Source organism: Cobetia sp. 1AS1 (genome assembly GCF_029846435.1).
GTDB lineage: Bacteria > Pseudomonadota > Gammaproteobacteria > Pseudomonadales > Halomonadaceae > Cobetia > Cobetia amphilecti.
On the sequence record NZ_JARWKU010000006.1, the window covers coordinates 184675 to 202810 of the forward strand.

The 18136-nt window shown below is 61.4% G+C and carries 16 protein-coding genes; 13 read left to right on the top strand and 3 right to left on the bottom strand.

Going from position 1 to position 18136, the window contains the following annotated elements; translation table 11 throughout:
* Positions 1 to 148: 148 nt before the first annotated feature.
* From QD280_RS12030 to QD280_RS12070, 9 genes are all read left to right on the top strand, one after another.
* Entirely contained in the window at positions 149 to 1642 is a 1494-nt protein-coding gene (locus tag QD280_RS12030; RefSeq protein ID WP_279839385.1) for an NAD-dependent succinate-semialdehyde dehydrogenase, read from the top strand.
* A gap of 113 nt (positions 1643 to 1755) precedes the next feature.
* Positions 1756 to 3027, top strand: a complete 1272-nt coding sequence (gabT, locus tag QD280_RS12035; RefSeq protein WP_279839431.1) for a 4-aminobutyrate--2-oxoglutarate transaminase — start codon at positions 1756 to 1758, stop codon at positions 3025 to 3027.
* Between the two features lie 354 nt (positions 3028 to 3381).
* Complete coding sequence (locus QD280_RS12040; RefSeq protein WP_279839386.1) at positions 3382 to 3504, top strand: hypothetical protein; 123 nt, start codon at positions 3382 to 3384, stop codon at positions 3502 to 3504.
* Complete coding sequence (locus QD280_RS12045; RefSeq protein WP_279839388.1) at positions 3497 to 4921, top strand: amino acid permease; 1425 nt, start codon at positions 3497 to 3499, stop codon at positions 4919 to 4921. The genes QD280_RS12040 and QD280_RS12045 overlap by 8 nt, the downstream gene beginning before the upstream one ends.
* Positions 4911 to 5906: a homocysteine S-methyltransferase gene (gene mmuM, locus QD280_RS12050; protein WP_279839390.1), complete on the top strand. Its 996-nt coding sequence runs from the start codon at positions 4911 to 4913 to the stop codon at positions 5904 to 5906. The genes QD280_RS12045 and mmuM overlap by 11 nt, the downstream gene beginning before the upstream one ends.
* Before the next feature lie 252 nt (positions 5907 to 6158).
* Entirely contained in the window at positions 6159 to 6812 is a 654-nt protein-coding gene (locus tag QD280_RS12055; RefSeq protein WP_279839391.1) for a DsbA family oxidoreductase, read from the top strand.
* A gap of 131 nt (positions 6813 to 6943) precedes the next feature.
* Positions 6944 to 7885: a pyrimidine-specific ribonucleoside hydrolase RihA gene (gene rihA / locus QD280_RS12060; protein WP_279839392.1), complete on the top strand. Its 942-nt coding sequence runs from the start codon at positions 6944 to 6946 to the stop codon at positions 7883 to 7885.
* A 98-nt stretch (positions 7886 to 7983) separates the two neighbouring features.
* Positions 7984 to 9687 (top strand): GMC oxidoreductase, encoded by a 1704-nt coding sequence (locus QD280_RS12065; RefSeq protein WP_279839393.1) that lies wholly within the window; start codon positions 7984 to 7986, stop codon positions 9685 to 9687.
* Positions 9688 to 9873: 186 nt separating this feature from the next.
* Entirely contained in the window at positions 9874 to 10101 is a 228-nt protein-coding gene (locus QD280_RS12070) for a glutaredoxin family protein (protein WP_279839394.1), read from the top strand.
* Positions 10102 to 10206: 105 nt separating this feature from the next.
* Here the strand turns inward: QD280_RS12070 and QD280_RS12075 are convergent, their stop codons facing one another.
* The gene (locus tag QD280_RS12075; protein WP_279839395.1) at positions 10207 to 11280 is read right to left on the bottom strand and encodes a hypothetical protein; all 1074 of its coding nucleotides are present in this window, start codon (positions 11278 to 11280) and stop codon (positions 10207 to 10209) included.
* Between the two features lie 42 nt (positions 11281 to 11322).
* Positions 11323 to 11994, bottom strand: coding sequence for a GntR family transcriptional regulator (locus QD280_RS12080; RefSeq protein WP_279839396.1), 672 nt, complete (start codon positions 11992 to 11994; stop codon positions 11323 to 11325).
* Positions 11995 to 12363: 369 nt separating this feature from the next.
* On the opposite strand from QD280_RS12080, the gene QD280_RS12085 reads away from it, so the two are divergent.
* The 4 genes from QD280_RS12085 (at position 12364) to madM (ending at position 17014) form a co-directional block, all read left to right on the top strand.
* Positions 12364 to 13848 (top strand): malonyl-CoA decarboxylase, encoded by a 1485-nt coding sequence (locus QD280_RS12085; protein WP_347881971.1) that lies wholly within the window; start codon positions 12364 to 12366, stop codon positions 13846 to 13848.
* A gap of 84 nt (positions 13849 to 13932) precedes the next feature.
* Entirely contained in the window at positions 13933 to 15492 is a 1560-nt protein-coding gene (locus tag QD280_RS12090; protein WP_279839397.1) for a malonyl-CoA synthase, read from the top strand.
* Between the two features lie 267 nt (positions 15493 to 15759).
* The gene (gene madL, locus QD280_RS12095; protein ID WP_279839398.1) at positions 15760 to 16242 is read left to right on the top strand and encodes a malonate transporter subunit MadL; all 483 of its coding nucleotides are present in this window, start codon (positions 15760 to 15762) and stop codon (positions 16240 to 16242) included.
* Positions 16243 to 16252: 10 nt separating this feature from the next.
* Positions 16253 to 17014, top strand: coding sequence for a malonate transporter subunit MadM (gene madM / locus QD280_RS12100; RefSeq protein ID WP_054556957.1), 762 nt, complete (start codon positions 16253 to 16255; stop codon positions 17012 to 17014).
* A gap of 182 nt (positions 17015 to 17196) precedes the next feature.
* Here the strand turns inward: madM and QD280_RS12105 are convergent, their stop codons facing one another.
* Positions 17197 to 18048 carry an alpha/beta hydrolase-fold protein gene (locus tag QD280_RS12105; protein WP_279839399.1) on the bottom strand — a complete coding sequence of 284 codons (852 nt, stop codon included), beginning with the start codon at positions 18046 to 18048 and terminating at the stop codon, positions 17197 to 17199.
* Positions 18049 to 18136 lie beyond the last annotated feature (88 nt).

Consider the following 18136-nt stretch of genomic DNA (forward strand, 5'->3'; position numbering starts at 1 on the left):
CAACCTACACCGCTGGGCAGTCTGTTCCGCCTGCCCAGCCATCTCGACTCAGTCATATTCGAGCCGACTCGAGAGCAGCTGACGCCTCTTGCGACATGCTGCTCACTCCATGAATGACCTGCACGCCAGAACGCCAGAGGAGCTTCACATGTCCCGTTCCGCCCTCCCGATCAGCGACTTCCTGAAGCGCTACGTCAACTCGGAAACCAGCAGCGACGTCTTCGTCCCGGCGCTCATCGGTACCGAGCACCGCGAGACCGGCACCACCTTCAACGTGACCAATCCGGCCACCGGCGAGCAGCTGGCGCGTGTCGCCGAGGTCAGCGCCGATGACACCCGTGACGCCGTCGCCGCGGCCGAGATCGCCGGCAACGCCTGGAAGAAGGTGCCGGTGAAGGAGCGTTCCGCGCTGCTGCGTCGCTGGTTCGATCTGGTGCTGGCGCACCGTGAAGACCTCGCCCAGCTGATGACGCTGGAACAGGGCAAGCCGATGGCGGAGTCGCGTGGCGAGGTGACCTACGGTGCCTCCTTCATCGAATTCTTCGCCGAAGAAGCCAAGCGCATGGCCGGTGAGACCCTGCCGTCCCACGGCGCCGACAAGCGTCTGATGGTGCTGCGCGAGCCGATCGGTGTGGTGGCCGCGATCACGCCGTGGAACTTCCCGCTGGCGATGATCACCCGCAAGTGCGCCCCGGCGATCGCCGCAGGTTGTGCGGTAGTCATCAAGCCGGCCGAAGCCACGCCGCTGACCGCATTGGCATTGGCGGACCTGGCGCTGGAAGCCGGCCTGCCGAAGGGCCTGATCAGTGTCGTCACCGCCATGAAGCCGATCGCCATCGGGGAAGTGCTGACCACCGACCCGCGCATCCGCAAAGTCTCCTTCACAGGCTCCACCCCGGTGGGCAAGACGCTGATGGCGCAGTGTGCCTCCACCGTCAAGAAGACCGCGATGGAGCTAGGCGGCAACGCGCCATTCATTGTCTTCGATGATGCCGATGTCGATGCCGCCGTCGACGGTGCCATCGCCTCCAAGTTCCGCAACGCCGGCCAGACCTGCGTATGCACCAACCGCTTCCTCGTCCAGGACGGTGTCTACGACGCCTTCGTCGAGAAGCTCGCGGCACGTGTCGAGAGCATGCAGGTCGGTGATGGCCTGGTCGAAGGCAACACCATCGGCCCGCTGATCAACGACGCGGCGGTCAACAAGGTGCAGAGCCACGTCGATGATGCCGTCAGCAAGGGCGCACGCCTGGTCACCGGCGGCAAGAAGCACGCTCTCGGTCACAGCTTCTTCGAGCCGACCGTGCTGGCCGATGTCACCACCGAGATGGTGGTGGCAGATGAGGAGACCTTCGGGCCGCTGGCACCGGTGTTCCGCTTCCACAAGGATGAAGAAGCCATCGCAATGGCCAATGACACGCCCTTCGGCCTGGCAGCCTACTTCTACGCCACCGACTACCGCCGCATCTGGCACACGCTGGAAGCGCTGGAATACGGCATGGTCGGCGTCAACGAAGGCCTGATCTCGACCGAACTCGCCCCCTTCGGTGGCATCAAGGAATCCGGTCTGGGTCGCGAAGGCTCGCACCACGGTCTGGAAGAGTTCACCGAGCTCAAGTACGTCTGCATCGGCGGCCTCTGATTTTGCGACGACGTCTCACGACACCTTCTCACCACTTTCACAAGACAACGATGGCATGGCCCGCGCCATGCCACCGGCAACAAGAAAAGGAGCCTGACATGAGCCACTCTCAGCTGAGCAACGAACAACTCGACGTCCTCAAGCACAAGTACGTCGCCAAGGGTGCCGTCACCGCCACGCCGCAGTTCGCCGACACCGCACTGAACGCGGAAATCTGGGATGCGGACGGCAACCGCTGGATCGACTTCGCGGGTGGCATCGGCGTGCTCAACCTGGGTCACCGTCACCCGAAGATCGTCGCCGCCGTCAAGGCCCAGCTCGACAAGGTCATGCACACCGCCGCGGGCGTCATCTCCTACGCCCCGTACGTGCAACTGAGCCAGAAGCTGGCCGAGCTGACGCCGGTGCGTGGCCCGGAACGCAAGACCCTGCTGGTCAACTCTGGCGCGGAAGCGGTCGAGAACGCCATCAAGATCGCGCGTGCCGCCACTGGCCGTAGTGGTGTCATCACCTTCGATGGCGCCTTCCATGGCCGCACGATGATGACTCTGGCGATGACCGGCAAGGTGCTGCCGTACAAGAACGACTTCGGCCCGATGCCGGGTGACATCTTCCGTGCGCCCTACCCGACCCCGATTCACGGCATCAGCGAAGAGCAGTCCTTGAACGCCATCCGCACCCTGTTCAAGACTGACATCGCACCGCACCGCACCGCAGCTATCGTCATCGAGCCGGTGCAGGGCGAAGGCGGCTTCTACATCGCCTCGCCAAGCTTCCTGACCGCACTGCGTGAGCTGTGTGACGAACACGGCATCCTGCTGATCGCCGATGAAGTGCAGTCCGGCTTCGCGCGTACCGGCAAGCTGTTCGCGATGGAGCACAGTGGCGTCGAAGCCGACATCATGACCATGGCCAAGAGCCTGGCCAACGGCATGCCGCTGTCGGCCGTCGTCGGCACCGCCGAGGTGATGGATGCCTCCGGCCCGGGCTCTCTGGGCGGCACCTACAGCGGCAACCCGCTGTCCTGCGCCGCGGCCCTGGCCGTCATCGACGTCATCCGTGAAGAAAACATCCTGGAGCGCAGCACCCAGATGGGCGAGCAACTGGCCGCGCGTTTCGCCCAGTGGGAAGAACGCTTCGCACATGTCGCGCACTCACGTAACCAGGGTTCCATGGCCGCCTTCGAGCTGGTGGACGCTGATGGCAAGCCGGATCCCGCCGCGACGGCGGCCGTGTGTGCCAAGGCCAAGGAGTTGGGGCTGATCCTGCTGTCCTGTGGCTTCTACTCCAACACCATCCGTATCCTGGTGCCGCTGACCGTCGAGCCGGAAGTGCTCGAGGAAGGTCTCGCCATCATCGAGCAGGCGCTGGAAAGCCTCGCCTGATCGCTTGCCTGGCGCAGAACGTCTAGCGCAGGCATGCAGAAAAACAGCGGCCACCTTCGGGTGGCCGTTTTGCGTTTTCTGCAACCTGCCATCGCACAACATGACACGAGAAAAGGCGGCGCCATCATTGTGAAAAGGCTGGCGATATGCGCCACGACCCTGTTTCAAGGCGTGAGATGAATTATCACGCCAAGCCCTGCCACTGCGGGGTTCTTCAACCACCAATCGCGCACCTCACCGTTAGTTGCCCATCTAAATATATAGCCAATCGGCTTGATGATTTGTTGGGATAGCCTTTATCGCTCATTTATCATATCCGGCCTGTTTCCCTCCCACCTCCAGCCGGTTTCTGCCATGCCATATGTGTCCATCCATCCGCCCTGCCTGTACGAGCGCGGCCTGCACGAGCAAGCTCTGATCACCAGCCTGAGCGACAGTCAGATCATCAGCTCCACGAGTGACACCCACCATGTCTGACAGCAACGCCACTGACTTCAAACGCAGCATGCAGCAGCGCCATCTGGTGATGTTGTCGCTGGGCGGTGTCATCGGCACCGGCCTGTTTCTCAGCTCCGGCTATACCATTCAGCAGGCGGGGCCTGCGGGTGCGGTACTCGCCTATCTGATCGGCGGCCTGGTGGTCTATCTGGTGATGATGTGCCTCGGCGAACTGGCCGTGCATCACCCGGAACCCGGCGCCTTCAGCGCCCACGCCACCCGCTATCTGGGCCCTGCCACCGGCTATACCGTGGCCTGGCTCTACTGGCTGACCTGGGCCGTGGCGCTGGGGTCGGAATTCACCGCCTCCGCCGTGTTCATGGGGCGCTGGTTCCCCGGTGTCGAACCGTGGATCTGGTGCGGCATCTTCTCGCTGATCGTGTTCGGCATGAACATCGTCTCGGCGCGCTTCTTCGCCGAATCCGAATTCTGGCTGTCGCTGATCAAGGTCGCCGCGGTGATCGTCTTCATCGCGGTGGGCGCCGCCGCCATGTTCGGCTTCACACCCCTGGCGGGTAACGCCGAGGCGCCGGGCGTCACGCGCATCCTGCAGGAAGGCGTGTTCGATCACGGCGTGATGCCGATTCTGATGACGCTGCTGGCCGTCAGCTTCGCCTTCTCCGGCACCGAGCTGATCGGCATCGCCGCCGGCGAAAGCGAGAACCCAGAGAAGAACGTGCCCCTGGCGATCCGCGCGACCCTGTGGCGCCTGATCATCTTCTTCATCGGCACCATCATCGTCATCGCCGCCCTGTTGCCGCAGGACAGCGCCGGCCTCAAGGAAAGCCCCTTCGTGGCGGTCTTCCAGCTCACCGGCATTCCCTACGCGGCGGATATCATGAACTTCGTGATCATCACCGCGCTGCTGTCGGCGGCCAATTCCGGCCTCTACGCCGCCTCGCGCATGCTGTGGACCCTGGCGGACCAGAAGACGCTGCCGCGCGTGTTCAGTCGCGTCAATCAGCGCGGCATTCCGGTGCCCGCACTGCTGATCACCATGCTCGGCGGCCTGCTGTCGCTGCTCTCCAGCGTGTATGCCGAGGACACCCTCTATCTGGCGCTGGTGTCAATTTCCGGGCTTGCCGTGGTGCTGGTGTGGATGGCGATCGCCGCCAGCCAGTTCAGCTTCCGCCGCCAGTGGCTGAAGGCCGGCCATAGCGCCAGCGAGCTGACCTACCGCGCGCCGCTGTATCCCGTCGTGCCGATTGCCGCCTTCCTGTTCTGCGCGCTGGCCTGCATCGGCATCGCCTTTGATCCCAACCAGCGCATCGCGCTCTACTTCGGCGTGCCCTTCGTGGCGCTGTGCTATCTGGTGCACTATCTGACCCATCGCACGTCTGGTGACGCCGCGAAATCTGTAAACCCGACCCCGCAGGAGGCCCTCGATGCCCGCTGATGCCACCCGCAATCCGCTGAGCGCCATCACCGCGCGCCAGCCCTTCATGATCGTCGATGGCGCCCTGGCCACCGAGCTTGAGCGTGCCGGGTTCGATCTCAACGACTCGCTGTGGTCGGCCAAGGTGCTCGCCGATGATCCCCAGGCGATCGTCGATGTCCATCGCGCCTACTTCGAGGCCGGTGCCGATGTCGCCACCACGGCCAGCTACCAGGCAACGCTTGAGGGCCTGATGGCACGCAGCCTGAGCGAGACCCAGGCCAGCGCGCTGATCCAGCGCTCCGTCACCCTGGCGGCGCAGGCCCGCAGCGACTATCTGGCCGCACACCCGGAGCGCCTGGACTGCCCGCCGCTGGTCGCGGCCTCCGTCGGCCCCTATGGCGCCTGGCTCGCCGATGGCAGCGAATACCGTGGCGGCTACGCGCTGGACCGCGCCGGCCTGCGCGACTTCCACCGTGCCCGCCTCGCCACGCTGCTCGATGCCAAGCCGGACGTGCTCGCCGTCGAGACGCTGCCCTGCGCCGAGGAAGCACTGGCCGTGTGTGACCTGCTGCGCGATGACTTCCCGACCGCGCGTGCCTGGATCGCCTTCAGCGCGCGCAACGCGACCGAATTGAGCGACGGCACGCCGATCCGTGACGCCGTGCGCGCCATCGCCGACTGCGAGCAGGTGGTCGCCATCGGCGTCAACTGCACTGCGCTTGAGCACATCGAATCGCTGGTGCGCGAGATTCGCGGCGAGACGGACAAGGACATCGTCATCTATCCGAACTCCGGCGAGGTCTATGATCCGGCTACCAAGACCTGGTCTGCTGCCTGCGCCGTCTCGGTAGATGCCGAAGGCCACAGCTTTGATCACGATCATGATCTCGCCGGCTGGACACCGCGCTGGCTGGCCGCCGGCGCCACGGCCATCGGTGGCTGCTGCCGCACCGGCCCGGACGACATCCGCGCCCTGTCGGATCTGCGCAAGGCGCTGAGTTGATTGAGGTGCTGAGCTCGGTGCAGTGAATACGCAGCGCTGAGCACGAACGCCCTGTCCGGTCATGTCACATGATCGGTCAGGGCGTTTTCGCTAGCGTCCCGCGCCCCAAATCGCTAGGATGACAGGACACTGATGAGCGATTGCTCAAAATCATTTCGACGTGCTTGTTTCGACGTACACTTTTCGACGTGCTCTCACCGTGGCCTTCACGCTGTAGTGAAGAGCGCTTGAGAGATCAGCAGGAGAATCCCCATGTCACAGCTCGATATCCAGGTCGCCTACGACGTGGTCTGCCCCTGGTGCTGGATCGGCAAGCGCCATCTCGATGACGCCATCGCGCAACTCGACTTCAAGGATGAGGTGCGCGTGAACTACCTGCCCTTCCAGCTCAATCCGTGGGTGCCGCGTGAAGGCATGCTGCGGGCCGACTACCGCGCGCAGAAGTTCGGCAGTGTCGAGCGCGGCGCGGAACTGGATGCCCAGGTGGCCCAGGCCGGCGCGCAGAGTGGCGTCACCTTCCGCCATGCCCTGATGGAGCGCACGCCCAACTCCACCGATGCCCAGCGCATCGTCTGGCACCAGCAATCCAAGGGCCTGGCGGAGCGCCCACTGCTGGAAGCCCTGTTCAGCGCCTACTTCCACGATGGCAAGGACGTGGGTGACCGGCAGGTGCTGGCCGAGATCGCAAGCCAGCACGATGACGACCTGAGCATCGAGCAGGCGCTGGCCTTCCTTGATTCCGACGCGGGCGAGCAGGAAGTCGCCGCCCAGCAGGAGGCGCTGCGCAACGCCGGTATCCAGTCGGTGCCCAGCACCATCGTCGGCCAGTACTACGTGCCCGGCGCGCAGCCGGTGGAAGTGCTGGTGCAGATGCTCAATGAGGCGCGTGCTCAGCAGGCGGGTTGATCCGCCCCGCATTGCCCGATTGCCCTGACAGACGACACGCCCTTCGCAAGAATGGCGTGTCGTTTTGCGTTCAGGCATAAAGGAAAAGCTTATTAGAGGCAAGCCACGACAACAACGACAAGGACTGCTGCATGCCGCGCCCCATCATTCTCGATTGCGATCCCGGCCACGACGATGCCATCTCGCTGATTCTGGCCCTGAGCTCAGATGCGCTCGACGTCCTCGCCGTCACCACCAGCGCCGGCAATCAGACGCCCGACAAGACGCTCAACAATGCACTGCGGGTGCTCACCCTGCTGGGCCGCCACGACATTCCGGTCGCCGGCGGTGCGCCCAAGCCCTTGGCGCGCGAGCTGATCATCGCCGACAACGTGCATGGCGAAAGTGGCCTGGATGGCCCTGAACTGCCAGGCCCCGGCTTTGCCCCCGTCACCCAGAGCGCCATCGAGCTGATGGCCGAGAAGGTCCGCGCCTGTGAGCAGAAGGTCACGCTGGTGCCCTCTGGCCCGCTGACCAACATCGCGCTGTTTCTCTCAGCCTACCCCGAGCTGCACCCGCGCATCGACAGCATCGTGCTGATGGGCGGCGCGGCCGGTGTCGGCAACTGGACACCCGCCGCCGAGTTCAACATCTTCGTCGACCCCGAAGCCGCCGACATGGTGTTCAAGTCCGGCCTGCCCATCGTGATGTGCGGGCTGGATGTCACCCATCAGGCGCAGATCATGGATGAGGACATCGAGCGCATCCGCGCCATCGACAATCCCGTCGCCCAGTGTGTCGCGGAGCTGCTCGACTTCTTCATGATCTACCATCGCGATCCGAAGTGGGGCTTCAACGGCGCGCCGTTGCATGATCCCTGCACCATCGCCTGGCTGCTGGCGCCTGAGCTGTTCACCACGGTGGAGTGCTGGGTCGGCGTCGAGACACAGGGCGAGCACACCCAGGGCATGACGGTGGTGGACCGCTATCAGCTCACCGGCAAGCCGCACAACGCCAGAGTGCTGTTCGATATCGAGCGCCAGGGCTTCGTCGATCTGATCGTCCGGCAGCTGGCGCAGTACTCTCCTCGCTAGCTAGCCCGCTCGCCAGCATCCAGAAGGCAGTCGCCCTGCCAGCGCCATACGAGGGGGTCTTTCCTGCTGAGAGCAGCGCTTCCCTATAGAGAGCCGCCATGTCAGACACCGATCGCCACGCCAGTGACACCGCGCAACAGGCGCACGTCCATAAGCACGCCCATAAGCACGGCCATAAGCACAACTACGACTACCTCATCGTGGGCTCGGGCTTTGGCGGCTCGGTGTGCGCGCATCGCCTGACCGAGAAAGGCTACCGCGTGGCGGTCATGGAACAGGGCAAGCGCTGGACACCGGACAACATGCCGCGCTCCAACTGGCGGCTGAGTCGCTGGTTGTGGCGGCCGATGCTGGGCCTGCGCGGCTTCTTCACCATGAGCTTTTTCCGCCATGTCATCGTGCTGCACGGCAACGCGGTGGGCGGAGGCTCCATCACCTATGCGCAGACGTTGCTGATGCCGCCCGACAGGGTGTGGGACAACGGCCAGTGGGCGGGGCTCAATGACTGGCATACGGTGATGCCGGCGCACTACGCCACGGCGAAGCAGATGCTCGGCGTGACGACCAATCAGATCATCGCGCCAGCCGATCGCCACTTGAAACGCATGGCGGAAGTCGCCGGCTGCGAAGACACCTGGTACCCCACCGAGGTCGGCATCTTCTTCGGCCCCGAGGGAGAAAGCGGCACGCCAGCCGCCGGTAGCGCGCATGCAGACCCCTACTTTGATGGCGAAGGTCCTGATAGACGCAGTTGCATCGGTTGCGGTGGCTGCATGATGGGCTGCCGACACGGCGCCAAGAACAGCCTCGACAAGAACTATCTGTATCTGGCAGAGAAGCACGGCGCCCAGGTACACGCCGAGACCAAGGTGATCGATGTCGTGCCGCTCAATGGCAAGGCGGATGGGGCCGATGGCTATGTGGTGACGACGGTGCCCTCCACCTTCGCCGGGCTCTATCTCGGGCTGGGCAAGCGCCGTATCACCTGTCAGTCCATCGTCTTCGCAGGCTCGTCGCTCGGCACCCAGGAGTTGCTGTTCCACCTCAGGGACAAGCGTTCATTGCCGAACATCTCGAACGCGCTGGGCAAGCGGGTGCGTACCAATGCGGAGTCGTTGATCAGCTGTCGCATGCCGGACAGTCCCGATGACATGTCCAAGGGCATCGCCATCGGCTCCGGCATTCATATCGATGAGCACACCCATATCGAAGCCACGCGCTATCCGGCGGGCTCCGACTTCATGGGCCTGCTGTTCACCACGATGGCCAGGGGCAAGCCCGGCTGGACTCGCCCGTTCTCATGGCTCAAGGCAATGGCGAAGGTGGTGGCGGCCAATCCGCGCCGGGCGCTGAAATTCCAACTGCCGTGGGGCTTCGCGAAGGAGACGATCATCTTTCTGTGCATGCAGACGGCGGATGGCCACCTCAACATGCAGCTCAAACGCCTGTGGTACTGGCCGCTGCGCAAGGCGCTGGTCACCGAGGGCAAGCGCATCCCGACCTTCATTCCCGAGGCGAATGATTTCGTCACGCGTGGCGCAGAGGCCATCGGCGCCATCCCCGGCAGCAGCATCCCCGAGATACTCTTCAACATCCCGACCACGGCGCACTGCATGGGCGGCGCTGCCATGGCGGCCTCCCCCGAGGAAGGCGTCTGCGATGGCCAGAATCGTGTCTTCCATTACCGTAATATGCTGATCTGTGACAGCTCGATGCTCGCCGCCAACCTGGGCGTCAATCCCAGCCTGACCATCACCGCCCTGGCGGAACATGCGATGAGCCATATCCCGCGCAAGGAGTGACCTTCACACCGTCCGATATGGAAAGTGCTGGTGCATGAAGTGCTGGTGCAAGCGGTGCTGGTGCAAGCGGTGCTGGCGCAGGAAGTGCTGGTGTAGAGAGAGAACGACGGCTGGTATTATTGCCCGCCAGTATCTCAGGCTAAGTGCCTACAACGCGCGGGATCGATCAACACGGGAGCAACAGCAATGAAACGGGTGTCACTCTTCAGCATGGCAAACTGCCCACACTGCAAGACAGCCAAGCAGTATCTGGAGCAGCAGAAGATCGGCTTCCGCCTGGTGGATGTACGATCTCCTGCGGGACAGAAGGAATTCGCCAAGACAGGCTTTCGCAGCGTGCCTGTCCTGAAAATTGGCGATCAGTTCCTGAAGGGGTTCAGCGTCAAAGGATTCAATCAATTGTATAATAAATAAATAACTGCGTCTCCTAACGAACAGTTCTTATAATGACTTTAGACGTAGCTATTTAACATAAAAAGCTATGTATAAACTGAGCAAGAAATAGTAAAAACACATTAATCACTTATCCTTAAAGTCTATTTTCTTGATAATCTCAGCCAATAAGTCGTGAGCATTTACTGGTAAGCTATCGTTAGATTGCTCACCTTTTTCACGCGCCACAAATAAGCGACTGGCCATTTCTGATTTTATTTTATGCTTATGCGCGTCTGGCAAAGGTGCGATATAAGGATCTATCGACTTTAAATCCAATGAGGTTTGTTGATATGCATATTGTTTTTCACGATGTTTACCAGATTCTCTCGCCATATATCCTGCAGGGATAGTAAGAACTGTAATGAAAGCCATGCGAAACAATAAGGCTCTCCAATCAAATTCTCCGTCATTTATGCTCCAATAATTAATAGCAACAATAACGACAACTATACCCATAACAGTTAGTGCAGCGTATCTAAGCCAATCTGCCTGTTTTTCCTCTATTTTTGCGCTCTCCTCAAAATTCCCTGAAATTACTCTTTCAGAGATAACACCCAACAAATCATCCACTTGCCTCTTTTTCTCGATAAGCTCAGCATGTGAGCTTTCATATAAATCAAAAGCCTTTTGGACTTGTACTTTTAATGTTTCTTCTAAGTCCACAGAAGAGGAATTTAATTTCTCGATTCTAACTTCATACTCATTGAACTTATCTCTTATATATTCTTCACGCTCCATATGCATTTTCTTCAAAACATCTATTTCTTTATAGCTTTTACTTAACTCTATTTTGACTGCATCTGAGCTTTCAATATGACCTATAGTGGAGTAGTAGTTATTGAGCAAATCTAATATTCTTTCTGAACTCAAAGAAAACCGGTTTACAAATAACTCTAGCCTGTCATCATCAGGCCATCTATCCAATATTTGCCCTCCCAACTTATTACTAAGCTCATATATTTTCCGTATAGACCGAACATAAGCTGCATCATCTAATTTATCATAGTCATGCTTGAATCTAGATATAGATTTTGCAACATTATTCAATAAATCTTGCAACTCTTCTGGAAACCTTATTATAGAAGGAGAGTTGGACAAGCCATTTAGCAAATCATACATTTCAGAAACTTCATTATAAATAACTTTGTTTTTATCCACTTGGCAGCCTCAAATTAAATTAGAATGGAATCTATAGAGCTTTCATAAAGGGTTCATATAGCTAATTCTCTCAATATTCGCCACTAGATCGGTAAATCTCTCCCCCTGAATATGCACGTGATCCTTCAGTGCCTGTTCTGCAGCAGCGGCGTCGCCGGCTTCGATGGCGGCGACGATGGCTTCGTGTTCGGCGTAGGAGCTGTGCATGCGGTGGCGGACGTGAAGTTGCAGACGGCGGTAAGGCTTGAGGATGGCGTGCAGGCGCGTGGCTTCTTCGGTGAGGAAGGCATTGTGGCTGGCGCGGTAGAGACAGTGATGAAAGAGGCCGTTCTCGTAGTAGTAGCCATTGGCGTCGTCGGCTTCCAGGCGTTCACGACAGGCGGCGTGGGCGTCCTTGAGTTCAGAAAGCTCCTGCGTGGTGATGCGTCGCGCAGCGAGTCGACCGCACATGGCTTCCAGTTCCGCCATGACTTCAAAGCGTTCCACCAGCTCCGAGACGCCCAGCTGCGTCACGAAGGTGCCGCGCTTGGGCACCACCTTCACCATGCCGGAGGCGGCCAACTGCTGCAGCGCCTCGCGGATCGGCGTGCGTGAACATTGGTACTCGCGCCCCAGGGCCTCGGGATCGAGCTTGGTCCCCGGCGGGAAGCGCCCTTCGACGATGGCATCTTCGAGCAGATCGCGAAGGCGCTGGGTGTGGGACATCTTGATCATCTGCGGCGTCCTTGTACTGATGCTGAGTGCTGATGCTGAGCACTGGTGCTGATGCCTTGCGGCCATGTTGCGGTGACGACGGTGCCAAATCCTGCCGACCTCCACCTCAATCCCCTCACAGACATGCAAACCGGCCATGAGGCCAGTTGCTGCCTCGTCCCCTTGCCTTCATTGAACAGGGGAAGTGGCCGCGCAGGAAACTGACTTTAGTCGTGTCTGGCATGCCAGGACTTGACGCTAACACACCAGAGGCCTATCTGTTGTATACAACAAGACGAAGCCAAATATTCAAGTCTCAGACGCCATACTGAGCAATGGATATGAACCCATCATCACAGCTTCGCGTCTCGCGCCTTGAGGAAGACCGCCATGAACATCAATCTGAGTTTTCTGCAGGATCTGCTGACCCATGTCGGCCAGCGTGCCCGCCAGCAGGTCGGCCTCTCGCCAGGCGCCGGCAATGAAGACACCGCCCTCGCCCGTCTTACCGAGAGTTGCCACAACCTCACCGAGAGCAGCGGTGAAGCCTCGCGCATCATGATGGCCCAGCGGGCGCTGGAGGATTATCAGCAGCTGGACCACGAGCAGCGCCTCGCCTTCTTCCATGTGCTGGCCGAGCACTACGCCGCCGATGAAGCACGCATTCACGCCGCCTACGCGGCCTATCGTGAATCCCCGGACAACGCCAACCTGAGCACGCTGTTCGCCGCCAGCGAACCCAGGCGCCAATCGCTGTTGCGCCGTCTGAACCTGTGCCCCGGCGGCACCTATGAAATCGTGCGCATGCGCGCCGACCTGCTCAAGCTCATCAAACAGCATCCGGAGCTCAAACCGCTGGATGCCGACTTCGCGCACCTGTTCGCCTCCTGGTTCAATCGCGGCTTCCTGATGCTGGAGGCCATCGACTGGAACACCCCTGCGGCGGTGCTGGAGAAGATCATCCGCTATGAGGCGGTGCATGCCATCCAGGACTGGAGCGACCTGCGCGGGCGCCTCGACCCCGAGGACCGCCGCTGCTACGCCTTCTTCCACCCGGCCATCGGCGATGAGCCGCTGATCTTCGTCGAGGTGGCGCTGTGCAAGGGCGTGCCCAACAACATCCAGCATCTGCTCGCCAACAGCGGCCAGACCACCGAGCGCGAGGCGGATACCGCCGTCTTCTACAGCATCAGCAATTGCCAGAAGGGCCTGAAAGGCATCTCGTTCGGCAACTTCCTGATCAAGCAGGTCGTGCAGGAGCTGCAACGCGAATTGCCCAACCTCAGCCGCTTCGTCACCCTCTCGCCGGTGCCCGGTTTCAGTCAGTGGCTCGAACGTGCGCGTGACGAGGAAGGCCTGGAAGTCTCCGACCTGCTGGCCCATCACCTGCAGCACGATGACTGGATGAATGACGAGGAAGCCCAGCAGAAGATGGCGCCGGAGCTGCGTGCCCTCGCCGCCCACTATCTGGTCAACGTCAAGCATCGCAGCGGTCAGCCGATGGACCCGGTCGCCCGCTTCCACCTCGGCAACGGTGCCAGCCTGCATCGCCTCAACTGGCCCGGCGACACCTCGCCCAATGGCCGCCAGCAGGCCCACGGCCTGATGGTGAATTACCTCTATGAGCCGCACCGCATCGAGCAGAACCACGAGGCCTTCAGCCGCAACGACAGCGTGGTGTGCAGCAGCGAGGTCAAGAAGGAGTCGAAAGCCAACAAGGAACTGGCCAAGGCCCCCAAGCGCGAGGCCAGGAAGGAAAGCGATTCCCTGTCCAGTTCACCTCTGCCCTCAAAAACAGCCGAACAGCCGCCAGCACCGAAACCGGCTGCTGATGACAATGACAGCAAGCAAGCGCCTGAGTCTTTGAAAGAATAAGCCGCTCGAAAAATGATTCGCCCGTCAGGCACGCCGCCTGCCGGAGCACGCCTCACTACAAAAACAACGCCATTGGAGCCAACGATGTCTCACGCCAACCACGACAACCTCTATCTGCAATTCGCGCGCAACTTCGATGAGCGCCCGGATGCCACCTTCCTCGATACCGTCGAAGGTCACGGCTACACCTTCGCCCAGACACGCACCGCCGCCGGCCAGATGGCCAGTGCCCTGCGCGAGCTGGGCGTGGCACCGGGCGACCGCGTTGCAGTGCAGATCGACAAGAGCTGCGAGACCGTCATCCTGTATCTGGCCTGCCTGCAGGTCGGGGCGGTCTATCTGCCGCTGAACACCGCCTACACCGGCGAGGAGATCCGCTACTTCCTGGGCGACGCCGGCCCGCACCTGTATGTCTGCCAGCCCAAGGCGCTGGAGACGGCACGCGAACTCGGCAAGCAATGCGGCGTGCCGCGCGTCGAGAGCCTCGGTACCGAGCAGGATGGCAGCCTGATGGAGCAGGCACGCCAATGCAGCGCGAGCCACGAGGTCGAGCCACGCACCGCCGATGATCTCGCCGCCATTCTGTATACCTCCGGCACCACTGGCCGCAGCAAGGGCGCGATGCTGACCCACGCCAACCTGGCCTCCAACTGCCAGGCGCTGGCCGAGACCTGGCGCTTCAGCGCGGCCGATCACCTGATCCACGCCCTGCCCATCTTCCATACCCACGGCCTGTTCGTGGCCTGCAATATCGTGCTGACCGTCGGCGCCTCGATGACCTTCCTGCCCAAGTTCGATGCCGAGCAGATTCTCGACCTGATGCCGCGCTCCAGCGTGCTGATGGGCGTGCCGACCTTCTACACGCGCCTGCTGGAATCCGAGCGCCTCAATCGCGAGACGACCGCCAGCATGCGCCTGTTCGTCTCCGGTTCCGCGCCGCTGCTCAGCGAGACCCACAGCGAATTCAGCGCACGTACCGGCCATGCGATTCTCGAACGCTACGGCATGACCGAGACCAACATGAACACCTCCAACCCCTATGATGGCGAGCGCCGTCCGGGCACGGTGGGCATGGCGCTGCCCGGCAGCGAAGTGCGCGTCACCGACCGCGAGACAGGCGCCATCCTGCCGCGTGGCGAGACCGGCCTGATCGAGGTACGTGGGTCGAATGTCTTCAAGGGCTACTGGAAGATGCCGGAGAAGACCGCCAGCGAATTCCGCGAGGATGGCTTCTTCATCACCGGCGATCTCGGCCATATCGATGCCGATGGCTATCTGTGCATCAGCGGCCGCGACAAGGACCTGATCATTTCCGGCGGCTACAACATCTACCCGAAGGAGGTGGAGCTGCTGATCGATGACATGCCCGGCGTCAACGAATCGGCGGTGTTCGGCGTGCCCCACCCGGACTTCGGCGAGGGCGTCTGCGCGGTGGTGGTGATGCAGCCCGGCCACCAGGACAGTCTCGATGAAGCGGCGGTGCTGGTCGCCCTCAGCGACAAGCTGGTCCGCTACAAGCAGCCCAAGCGCGTGTTCTTCATCGACAGCCTGCCACGCAACGTGATGGGCAAGGTGCAGAAGAAACAGCTGCGCGAGGAGTATGCCGAGCTGTTCGCACCTGAGCCGGCCCGCTCACACGGCTGAGCCACCACAGCCAGGCCTGACCCCCGATACATTCGTGCCAGCGGCATGGCGTGACGCCATCACGTCATGCCGGTGGGTTCACTCACCCTCAAGCCCTGCAAAGGCCAGACAAATGACAGGTAAAGGACGCGCAATAGTCAGACACAAGACACGTAAAGCCAGGCTAGCCAACCTGGAGAAAGAGATAAGTTAGATACATCAGAAAGACGACAAGACGCCACACTGATTCACCACCACTTCACCACAACAACAAGAAGGTATTACGCCATGGTGATCTACGGAGTAGCCCTGCTCGCAGGGTGCATGATGGCCGGTCTCGTGATCGGTGATCTGCTCGGAGAAATGCTCAATATCGATTCCAATCTCGGCGGCGTCGGCATCGCGATGCTGCTGCTCATCTTCATCACCGGCGTGCTGAAGGACCGCGGCAAGATGGCCGACAGCACCGCCAGCGGCATCAATTTCTGGAACGCGATGTACATCCCCATCGTGGTTGCGATGGCCGCCAGCCAGAACGTGGTCGCGGCCTTCAGCGGCGGCATGGTCGCGCTGGTGGCGGGCGTGCTGGCCGTGGTGCTGGGGCTGGCCCTCGTGCCGCTGCTGACCGGCAAGCGCCCCGAGAATGCGCTGGAAGATGACCCGCTCGCCGGCGATACCCGCTATACGCCGACCGGAACCTCAGTGACGACGGGGGCGCCGGTGCTGGACCGCAGCCGCCACACCTCCTCCACTCCTGCGCACAAACACTGAGGGCTGAACCATGATCGAGTCACTCGTCCAACTGTTCGACAAGTATCATCTGGTCGCCGCCTTCGCCGTGATCGGCCTGGCGATGTATGTCGCCTACTGGATCAGCAATAACCTGACCCACGGCAAGCTGCACGGCTCCGCCATCGCCATCATCCTCGGCCTGGTGCTGGCCTATGTGGGCGGCGCGACCACCGGCGGCAGCAAGGGGCTCTCGGATGTCACGCTGTTCTCGGGGCTTGGCCTGATGGGCGGCGGCATGCTGCGTGATCTCGCGATCATCGCCACCGCCTACGGCGTCAACCTCAAGGAAATCCGCCAGACCGGCTTTCGTGGGGTCGTGGCGCTGTTTGTCGGCGTGCTGATCTCCTTCATCGCCGGTGGGGGTGTCGCCATTGCCTTCGGCTATACCGATCCTGTCGATATCACCACCATCGGCGCGGGCGCGGTCACCTACATCGTCGGCCCGGTCACCGGTGCCACCCTGGGGGCAAGCTCCGAAGTGGTCGCGCTGTCGATCGCCGCCGGACTGGTGAAGTCGATCCTGACCATGGTCGCCACGCCGATGACAGCGCGCCTGATCGGGCTCGACAACCCGCGTTCCGCGATGATCTTCGGTGGCCTGATCGGCACCACCAGCGGTGTCGCGGCCGGTCTCGCCGCCACCGATGCCCGCCTGGTGCCCTACGGCGCGATGACGGCCACCTTCTACACCGGCCTGGGCATCCTGCTCGCCCCGACGGTGCTGTTCCTGGCGGTACGTGCGGTGATGTAAGCGTTGCTCTGATACAAACCGCGCTGTTATAGACCGCTCTGACACAAGCTGCTCTGAAACAAGCGCTGAAACAAGACGACGGCGGCATCAGCAAGGACAAAACGTCTCACGCTGATGCCGCCGTCGTGTCTTTACTGTCTAGCTGCTTCCTTTCACATGCACTTTCGCGCAGGCAAGCCTGATCAGCGTGACTCCAACAACATTTCCATCACCGAGCGCGCCGCGGGCCACATCACGCTGCCGTGGTCTTCGCCTGCATAACGCCGCCATTGCACCTGGGTCTGCGGGCAGCGCTCGCCCAACTGGCGCGCATAGGCATGGGCGTTGTCGATCATCGCGCGCTGGACACGCATCCTGTCCCGCTTTGGGTCATTGCGCTGTGGCTGCGGCGATTGCTCGCGTCCGCCAGCGGCAATCAATACTGGGCCCGCCGCCTCGGAGCAGGCAAGACGCAGCGGCCAGTTGGCCTGGTCATTCTCCTGCAGCCACCACAGCGAGGGGCTGATCGCGAAGATGGCGCCGAACGCTTCTGGCTGTTGCTGCTGGGCATGGAGTGCAAACAGGCCGCCGAGTGAGTGACCGACCAACGCTGGACGTTCGAGATCGAGCGGATAACGTGAGGCCAGTTCAGGCGGCAGGGATTGCGTCAGATAGGCCAGAAACTGCGCCCCACCCCCCGTGCCTTCAGGTGCGGTGCCGCTGGTGAGCGGTGGCGTGAAGTCCTTGTTGCGCAGTGTCGTGACGGTGGTACGCGTCGCCTCTGCCTGATCGTCACTGCCCGCATAGCCGACCGCGACGATGGCGAGATTCGCCGGTGCCTTGTCAAAGCCGCGACGGCCCAATATGTCGCGCGCCGCCGTGAATAGATCGAGATGGCGATTTCCGTCCAGTACCAGCAGCACGGGATAACCTCCCGGAGGCGGCGCGACCCTGGGCAATGCCACCTGGATCAGATAATCGTGCCCCGTGAGACGCGAATGCTGGGTGAAGGAGGTCGTAGTGCCTGGCAGCGCCTCATCAGCGGCGTGAGTCATGGCAAGGGCCTGCAAGCTGACAGTACCGGATGTCAGCATGATGAGTCCCCATACCTGTAGCCGGGCGAATAGCCTCATGCGCGCTCGC

Excerpts from the sequence above, each read along its gene's own strand:
- QD280_RS12030 (WP_279839385.1), top strand. The coding sequence starts at position 149 with ATGTCCCGTTCCGCCCTCCCGATCAGCGACTTCCTGAAGCGCTACGTC.
- QD280_RS12040 (WP_279839386.1), top strand. The coding sequence starts at position 3,382 with ATGCCATATGTGTCCATCCATCCGCCCTGCCTGTACGAGCGCGGCCTG.
- QD280_RS12045 (WP_279839388.1), top strand. The coding sequence starts at position 3,497 with ATGTCTGACAGCAACGCCACTGACTTCAAACGCAGCATGCAGCAGCGC.
- mmuM (WP_279839390.1), top strand. The coding sequence starts at position 4,911 with ATGCCCGCTGATGCCACCCGCAATCCGCTGAGCGCCATCACCGCGCGC.
- QD280_RS12055 (WP_279839391.1), top strand. The coding sequence starts at position 6,159 with ATGTCACAGCTCGATATCCAGGTCGCCTACGACGTGGTCTGCCCCTGG.
- rihA (WP_279839392.1), top strand. The coding sequence starts at position 6,944 with ATGCCGCGCCCCATCATTCTCGATTGCGATCCCGGCCACGACGATGCC.
- QD280_RS12065 (WP_279839393.1), top strand. The coding sequence starts at position 7,984 with ATGTCAGACACCGATCGCCACGCCAGTGACACCGCGCAACAGGCGCAC.
- QD280_RS12070 (WP_279839394.1), top strand. The coding sequence starts at position 9,874 with ATGAAACGGGTGTCACTCTTCAGCATGGCAAACTGCCCACACTGCAAG.
- QD280_RS12080 (WP_279839396.1), bottom strand. The coding sequence starts at position 11,994 with ATGATCAAGATGTCCCACACCCAGCGCCTTCGCGATCTGCTCGAAGAT.
- QD280_RS12085 (WP_347881971.1), top strand. The coding sequence starts at position 12,364 with ATGAACATCAATCTGAGTTTTCTGCAGGATCTGCTGACCCATGTCGGC.
- QD280_RS12090 (WP_279839397.1), top strand. The coding sequence starts at position 13,933 with ATGTCTCACGCCAACCACGACAACCTCTATCTGCAATTCGCGCGCAAC.
- madL (WP_279839398.1), top strand. The coding sequence starts at position 15,760 with ATGGTGATCTACGGAGTAGCCCTGCTCGCAGGGTGCATGATGGCCGGT.
- madM (WP_054556957.1), top strand. The coding sequence starts at position 16,253 with ATGATCGAGTCACTCGTCCAACTGTTCGACAAGTATCATCTGGTCGCC.
- QD280_RS12105 (WP_279839399.1), bottom strand. The coding sequence starts at position 18,048 with ATGACTCACGCCGCTGATGAGGCGCTGCCAGGCACTACGACCTCCTTC.